General features: G+C 42.8%; 6 protein-coding genes. All 6 read left to right on the top strand.

Translation table 11 applies throughout. From position 1 onward, the window contains the following. Positions 1–675: 675 nt before the first annotated feature. The 6 genes from rpmH (at position 676) to mnmG (ending at position 6,549) form a co-directional block, all read left to right on the top strand. Positions 676–810: a 50S ribosomal protein L34 gene (rpmH, locus tag MHH86_RS31155; RefSeq protein ID WP_036677745.1), complete on the top strand. Its 135-nt coding sequence runs from the start codon at positions 676–678 to the stop codon at positions 808–810. Positions 811–1,099: 289 nt separating this feature from the next. Beyond that, positions 1,100–1,450 carry a ribonuclease P protein component gene (gene rnpA, locus MHH86_RS31150; protein ID WP_036677842.1) on the top strand — a complete coding sequence of 117 codons (351 nt, stop codon included), beginning with the start codon at positions 1,100–1,102 and terminating at the stop codon, positions 1,448–1,450. An 86-nt stretch (positions 1,451–1,536) separates the two neighbouring features. Further along, complete coding sequence (locus MHH86_RS31145; protein ID WP_036677747.1) at positions 1,537–2,406, top strand: YidC/Oxa1 family membrane protein insertase; 870 nt, start codon at positions 1,537–1,539, stop codon at positions 2,404–2,406. Beyond that, positions 2,403–3,137 carry an RNA-binding cell elongation regulator Jag/EloR gene (gene jag / locus MHH86_RS31140; protein ID WP_342479584.1) on the top strand — a complete coding sequence of 245 codons (735 nt, stop codon included), beginning with the start codon at positions 2,403–2,405 and terminating at the stop codon, positions 3,135–3,137. Before MHH86_RS31145 ends, jag begins: the two co-directional genes overlap by 4 nt. Positions 3,138–3,246: 109 nt before the next feature. Next, on the top strand, positions 3,247–4,623 hold the full coding sequence (mnmE, locus tag MHH86_RS31135; protein WP_076099801.1) for a tRNA uridine-5-carboxymethylaminomethyl(34) synthesis GTPase MnmE: 1,377 nt from the start codon (positions 3,247–3,249) through the stop codon (positions 4,621–4,623). A 39-nt stretch (positions 4,624–4,662) separates the two neighbouring features. Then, positions 4,663–6,549: a tRNA uridine-5-carboxymethylaminomethyl(34) synthesis enzyme MnmG gene (gene mnmG / locus MHH86_RS31130; protein ID WP_036677754.1), complete on the top strand. Its 1,887-nt coding sequence runs from the start codon at positions 4,663–4,665 to the stop codon at positions 6,547–6,549.

The raw sequence follows: 6,549 nt of genomic DNA, 5'->3' as shown, positions 1-6,549 counted from the left end.
AGACTGTCACTCCTTTAAATCTTCCAAATGTGGCATCAGCCATGAAGTGGAAATGTCGAAGAAAATAGGTTGGTGCTGATATTTATCCCCAGTAGGCAATATGAAGAGACAAAAAAATATGGATAAATTTGATTTGTTCACAACTTTATCCACAGCTTGTTGATAATTAAGAGAACAAACAAATCTATTCACATTCAAAAGTAATACCATCATAGCAAAACGCCCCTTATTTTTCAATGAGCAGGGCTATTTTATCCACAAATTCAAGCACTTGTGTACAATTATTAGGAACACCACTACATATTGTTGATAATTTGTTTACGGTTCGACACTTTACGCCAAAGGTTCGATAATTTTATACACAGGTTGTGCTCAACTGTGAGCAGTCGACTTTATTTTTTGATCACAGGTGGATAACTGTCATATCTTGTGGATTACTTTTTTTCTGGGGAGAGTTGTGGATAAACACCTGAGCTTGAGGGGGAGGAACAAGCCGGTTACTAGGTTGACTTTTGCTCATAAAATGTGTTTAAATATATAAAGGTGTTTTCTGTAAGGATATGTCTCGATATATAAAAATGATGATTCTTGTAGATACTGTCCCTACTATAAGGACGGCTTAGTCCGTTTCTGCTTATATGACAGTAATTAAGTTCCTGTAAGGGAGGTGCAATTATGAGACCGACATTTAGACCAAATGTGAGCAAACGTAGTAAGGTTCACGGTTTCCGTAAAAGAATGAGCACGAAAAACGGCCGTAAAGTGCTGGCAGCTCGCCGCTTGAAAGGCAGAAAAGTTTTGAGTGCGTAAGTTAGGCCACTAAGGGACCACTGCGGTGGTCTTTTTTTACTGCTTTTTATTATTATTGCTCTGCAAAAGTCTAGGATCTCGCTTAATGCGCTAGCTACACTTTGCGGGGCTATTTAACGTATATTGAGAAATATTTTGTGAGAAGTTGAAATTATTTTTCCTACTATATATAGAAGCTTAATTTCAGCACAGCAAATGTGGTCGTTTATGGCTGCTTGCAAATGCCTATACTATTAGAAGAAAAAATTCGGAGGGACACTTAAACCGGATTTTTATGAAGGAGATTCCCGTGCACAAAAAGTTACGTTTACGAAACCGTGCCGACTTCAGTCGTGTATACCGCCATGGGAAGTCATTTGCGAATCATCAATTTGTAGTGTATTGGTTTGGCAAAAAAGAGGTAGAGCGATTTAGAGTAGGTGTGTCTGTTAGCAAAAAGGTCGGAAACGCGGTTGTCCGTAACCGTATGAGAAGATTAGTTAAGGAAATCGTCCGTCACCATGAACCCGAGATTGCAGGTGGCTTAGACATGGTGTTTATCGTAAGAAAAGGAGCGCTTTCCATGGAGTATGCAGAGCTCGAAAAAAGTGTGCTGCATGTGCTTCGTAAAGCCAAGCTACTCAAGGCTTCCCGCAAATAAAGGGTGCTTAAGAGGCTTGTTTATTTGTATTCATAATTATGGTATGATTTACGGTGGAATGGAATGTTTAAGAGAGGGGTTTTGAAGTGTCTCTAATGAAGACTAGACGAGGAAAATGGTTTCTCCTCATCACGGTAATGGTGTTGTCGTTAGCTGTTCTGTCGGGATGCGCTCCGTCGACTGCTGTTACGCACACTACGGAGGATTTGAAGAATGGAGGCTTCTGGCAAAGTAATGTAGTGTATTATTTCGCCATTGCCTTGGACAAGTTTGCAGATTGGTTTAACGGAGAATATGGTTTAGCCGTACTTGTGATGGTTATTATTGTCCGCACGTTGATTCTTCCGCTTACTATTAAACAGGTGAAGAGCTCGCGTGCAATGCAAGCCATTCAGCCGGAACTCCAAAAGATCCAGAAAAAATATAAAGACACACCTGAAAAGGTGCAGCAAGAAACAATGCGTTTGTTCCAAGAAAACAAGGTTAACCCAATGGCGGGTTGTTTACCGCTGATCGTTCAAATGCCTATCTTTATCGCTCTCTACAACTCGATCTACTATAATCCACATTTGCGGGAGCACACCTTCTTGTGGCTGGAGCTAGGTAAACCGGATCATCTGTTTATCTTACCAGTGCTAGCAGCATTAACAACATTTATTCAAACTAGAATGATGACCAAAATGAATCCAGTGCAACAACAAGGGCCAATGCAGTTCATGATGATGATCTATCCAGTTCTGATCTTCGTTATGTCGTACAACTTCCCTGCAGCCTTGCCACTATACTGGGTGTACAGTAACCTTTACACTATTATTCAGAACTACTTCTTATACCGCAACAATGATAAACACAAATTGGCAATCGCAAGTGCTGTAAAAAGTACAGATGACTCCAGTCCTGCTCCGAAGAGCAAAGGCGGTAACAAGTCATCGAAGGGAGCCAAAAAGTCAAAATGAGCAAAGTCGTCGCAACAGGGAAAACCATTGAAGAAGCTGTAGAATGGGGACTAACCCAGCTTGGAGTTCAAAAGGACCGGGTAACGGTCAACGTACTTGAGCAGCCATCAAGAGGATTCCTGGGATTGATCGGTGCGAAAGGTGCCAAGGTTGAACTAACCTTGATAGCCGAAGCCGCACCGGCATCAGCGGCGAGTGCTCCGTCACTGCCTCAACAGTCAGCAAGAGAGAGCAAACAGGAGGCCATCGGCGGTGTGCCACGCCAAGATTCCGGACAACCGGTGGAGGAAGCTTACCAAGAAGCCGTTCATTTCATTGTGGATGTCGCTAAGAGCATGGGGCTCGAAGTGGAGGTAGAAATCGTCCACACCAAGGAATCCACGATTCTGCAAATTTCCGGTCCAGATTTGGGACTGTTAATTGGCAGAAGAGGACAAACTCTCGATGCTCTACAGTATTTGGCTAATATTGTAGCTAACCGTTATTCCGACAGTTTTATACGGCTTGTGTTAGATGCAGAGAACTTCCGTGAGCGCCGTAAAAAAACGCTTGAAGAGCTGGCTGATCGTTTAGCCGGACGTGTAATTCGCACTCGTAAAGAGGTTGTATTGGAGCCAATGTCTCCTCAGGAGCGCAAGATTATCCACTCCAGGTTACAGGATCATCGGCAAGTGAGTACCCTCAGTAAAGGCGAAGAGCCAAATCGCCGCGTCGTTATAACCTTGAAGTAAAGACTATATGGATGCAATGACTCCTTGACCAATGTAAGGGGTCATTGTTTTTTTAAAAATAAAAGAACGTTTCTATTCAAAAAATATAAGTTTTGGGGTGAAAAACAGCATGCTTAGTGACACCATTGCTGCCGTATCGACGGCATTAGGCGAGGGAGGAATTGCTATTATTCGGGTAAGTGGCCCACAGGCTATTTCCCAAGTGGCACCATTATTTCGCAGCCGAATTCCATTAACTGAAGCGGAATCGCATACCGTTCATTACGGACATATCGTCAGTCCTGATAACGGAGAGAAGATGGAAGAAGTGTTGGTAACCGTTATGAAAGGACCACGTTCTTTTACGACCGAGGATGTAGTAGAGATCAGTGCTCATGGCGGTGTAATTTCTGTAAGAAGAGTGATGGACTTACTTCTGCAGCAGGAGATAAGGTTAGCCGAGCCGGGGGAGTTCACCAAGCGTGCTTTCTTGGGCGGACGTATCGATTTATCGCAGGCTGAGGCTGTTATTGATCTGATTCGCTCTAAGTCTGACCGGGCTTTTTCTGTAGCTTTAAAACAGGTTAGCGGATCCTTATCGGATCGAATTCATGCTTTACGCCACACACTTATTGAGATGCTGGCTCATATTGAAGTGAATATAGATTATCCAGAACATGATGTAGAATCCATGACAGCTGAATTTATTAAAGATAAAAGCAGTGAGGTTATGGAGGGAATAACAAAGCTGCTTAAGACATCTAATGAAGGAAAAATACTTCGTGAAGGGATTACGACAGCTATTGTCGGACGTCCGAACGTTGGTAAATCATCATTGCTAAATGCATTAGCTCGTGAGAATAAAGCGATTGTAACAGATATTCCGGGAACAACACGTGATGTAATAGAAGAATTTATAACGATAAATAATATACCGCTTAAGCTGCTCGATACTGCGGGAATTCGTGAAACGATGGATGTTGTTGAGAAAATTGGGGTGGAGCGCTCCAAAGCGGCAGTTAGTGACGCCGACCTGATTCTACTTGTGCTGAATGCTAATGAAGAGCTGCATGAGGATGAATTGGCATTGATGGAACAAATACACGGTAGACAGTGCCTAGTAATCATGAATAAAATGGACTTACCGTCCAAACTGGATAAGGATAAGTTGCTCTCGTTTTTTGAGGAGTCTAACATTGTACCGATGTCCGTTCTGGAAGAGGAAGGTCTAGACAAACTTGAAGATGCCATTTCGACACTCTTTTTTGGTGGAAAGCTGGAATCGGGTGACTTGACATATGTGAGTAATGTGAGACATATAGCCCTGCTCAAAAAAGCCTATAAATCACTTCAAGATGCATACGATGCTGCAGAACAGTATATACCGATTGATATGATTCAAATCGATGTACGGCTCGCATGGGAACAGCTTGGGGAAATAATTGGCGATACTGCAGCTGACTCTTTGTTAGACCAAATATTCTCACAATTTTGTTTAGGAAAATAAGATTCACGATTTAATATAATTTCAAGGGGGAAACAGGACATGAGTTATGATGGAGGCAACTATGACGTTATCGTCATTGGCGCTGGTCATGCTGGCTGTGAAGCAGCACTGGCTGCAGCCCGGATGGGTTGCAGTACGTTAATGATCACAATTAACCTGGATATGGTTGCATTCATGCCCTGCAATCCGTCCATAGGCGGACCTGCCAAAGGACATGTAGTGCGTGAAATTGATGCGCTTGGCGGAGAAATGGGCCGCAATATAGATAAGACATTCATTCAACTGCGTATGCTGAATACAGGTAAAGGACCAGCAGTACATGCTTTACGTGCACAAGCTGATAAATTCCTTTATCAACATACAATGAAGGAAACTATGGAGAAAACGCCTAATTTGACACTTCGTCAAGGGATGGTTGAGCGTTTAATCGTTGAGGATGGACGTTGTGTAGGTGTAGTTACGAAGACTGGCACCGAATACCATAGTAAGACTGTTATCCTGACAACAGGTACTTACCTGCGCGGTAAAGTGATTATGGGTGAGCTAACATATGAAAGTGGACCTAACAATCAACAGCCATCCGTGAAGCTTTCTGAGAATTTGCGGGAGCTTGGGTTTGAATTGGTGCGTTTTAAAACAGGTACTCCACCACGTGTACATCGTGATACGATCGATTTCTCTAAGACAGAAATTCAACCAGGTGACGATGAACCGAAATTCTTTTCGTTCGAAACGAAATCATCCGATAACGAACAACTTCCTTGTTGGTTAACGTATACCTCTGAGGTTACTCATCAGATTATTAATGATAACCTTCATCGTGCGCCAATGTTCACAGGTATTATCGAAGGAACTGGCCCACGTTATTGCCCTTCTATAGAAGATAAGGTCGTAAGATTCAGTGATAAATCTAAGCATCAGATCTTTTTAGAGCCAGAGGGAAAAAATACATCGGAATACTATGTACAAGGTCTGTCCACTAGTCTTCCTGAGGATGTACAGCTAGCTATCTTACGTTCCATCCCCGGTATGGAAAAGGTAGAGATGATGCGTAACGGCTATGCTATTGAATATGATGCAATGGTTCCTACACAGCTATGGCCATCTCTTGAAACTAAACGTCTTCCAGGTCTGTTCACTGCTGGACAAATCAATGGCACTTCCGGTTATGAGGAAGCAGCAGGCCAAGGGGTTATGGCTGGAATTAATGCAGCACGCAAAGTGCAAGACAAAGAACCCGTAATTCTAGATCGTTCACAGGGATACATTGGTGTACTCATTGATGATCTCGTGACTAAGGGAACGAATGAACCTTACCGTCTGCTTACTTCACGTGCAGAATATCGTTTGTTGCTTCGCCATGACAATGCAGATCTAAGACTTACACCTATCGGTTACGACATTGGTTTGATCACACAGGAGCGTTTCGATAACTTCACAGATAAGAAAGAACGGGTGGAGCGTGAAATTGTTCGTCTGCAAGAAACAAAGGTTAAACCTGTTGATGTAAACCAAGTACTAGCGCAATATGAATCGGCACCTATTGTAGATGGCAGTAATTTGCTAGTTCTGATGCGGCGCCCAGAGCTTGTATATAGTTTTGTTGATCAAGTATCACCATCACCAGAGATGCTGGATGCAGAAATGAAAGAGCAAGTAGAAATCCAAATTAAATATGCCGGATATATAGAAAAACAACTTCAACATGTGGAGCGCCTGCAAAAGATGGAGAAGAAAAAAATTCCAGATGACATTAATTATAATGAAATCCATGGATTAGCGATGGAAGCGCGGCAGAAGCTGACTAAGATTCACCCGATCTCTATCGGGCAGGCTTCTCGGATTGCGGGAGTTACACCTGCTGATATTTCCATTCTTCTTGTATATCTTGAGCATTACAACCGGGTAACCGCGGCGAAAGGATAA

Origin of the sequence: Paenibacillus sp. FSL F4-0097 (assembly GCF_038593125.1) — a bacterium.
Taxonomy (GTDB): domain Bacteria; phylum Bacillota; class Bacilli; order Paenibacillales; family Paenibacillaceae; genus Paenibacillus_AQ; species Paenibacillus_AQ odorifer.
This window is presented reverse-complemented; position numbering and strand designations above follow the sequence as displayed.

Coding starts and splice junctions, on each gene's coding strand:
- rpmH (WP_036677745.1), top strand. CDS start 676: ATGAGACCGACATTTAGACCAAATGTGAGCAAACGTAGTAAGGTTCAC.
- jag (WP_342479584.1), top strand. CDS start 2,403: ATGAGCAAAGTCGTCGCAACAGGGAAAACCATTGAAGAAGCTGTAGAA.
- mnmE (WP_076099801.1), top strand. CDS start 3,247: ATGCTTAGTGACACCATTGCTGCCGTATCGACGGCATTAGGCGAGGGA.
- mnmG (WP_036677754.1), top strand. CDS start 4,663: ATGAGTTATGATGGAGGCAACTATGACGTTATCGTCATTGGCGCTGGT.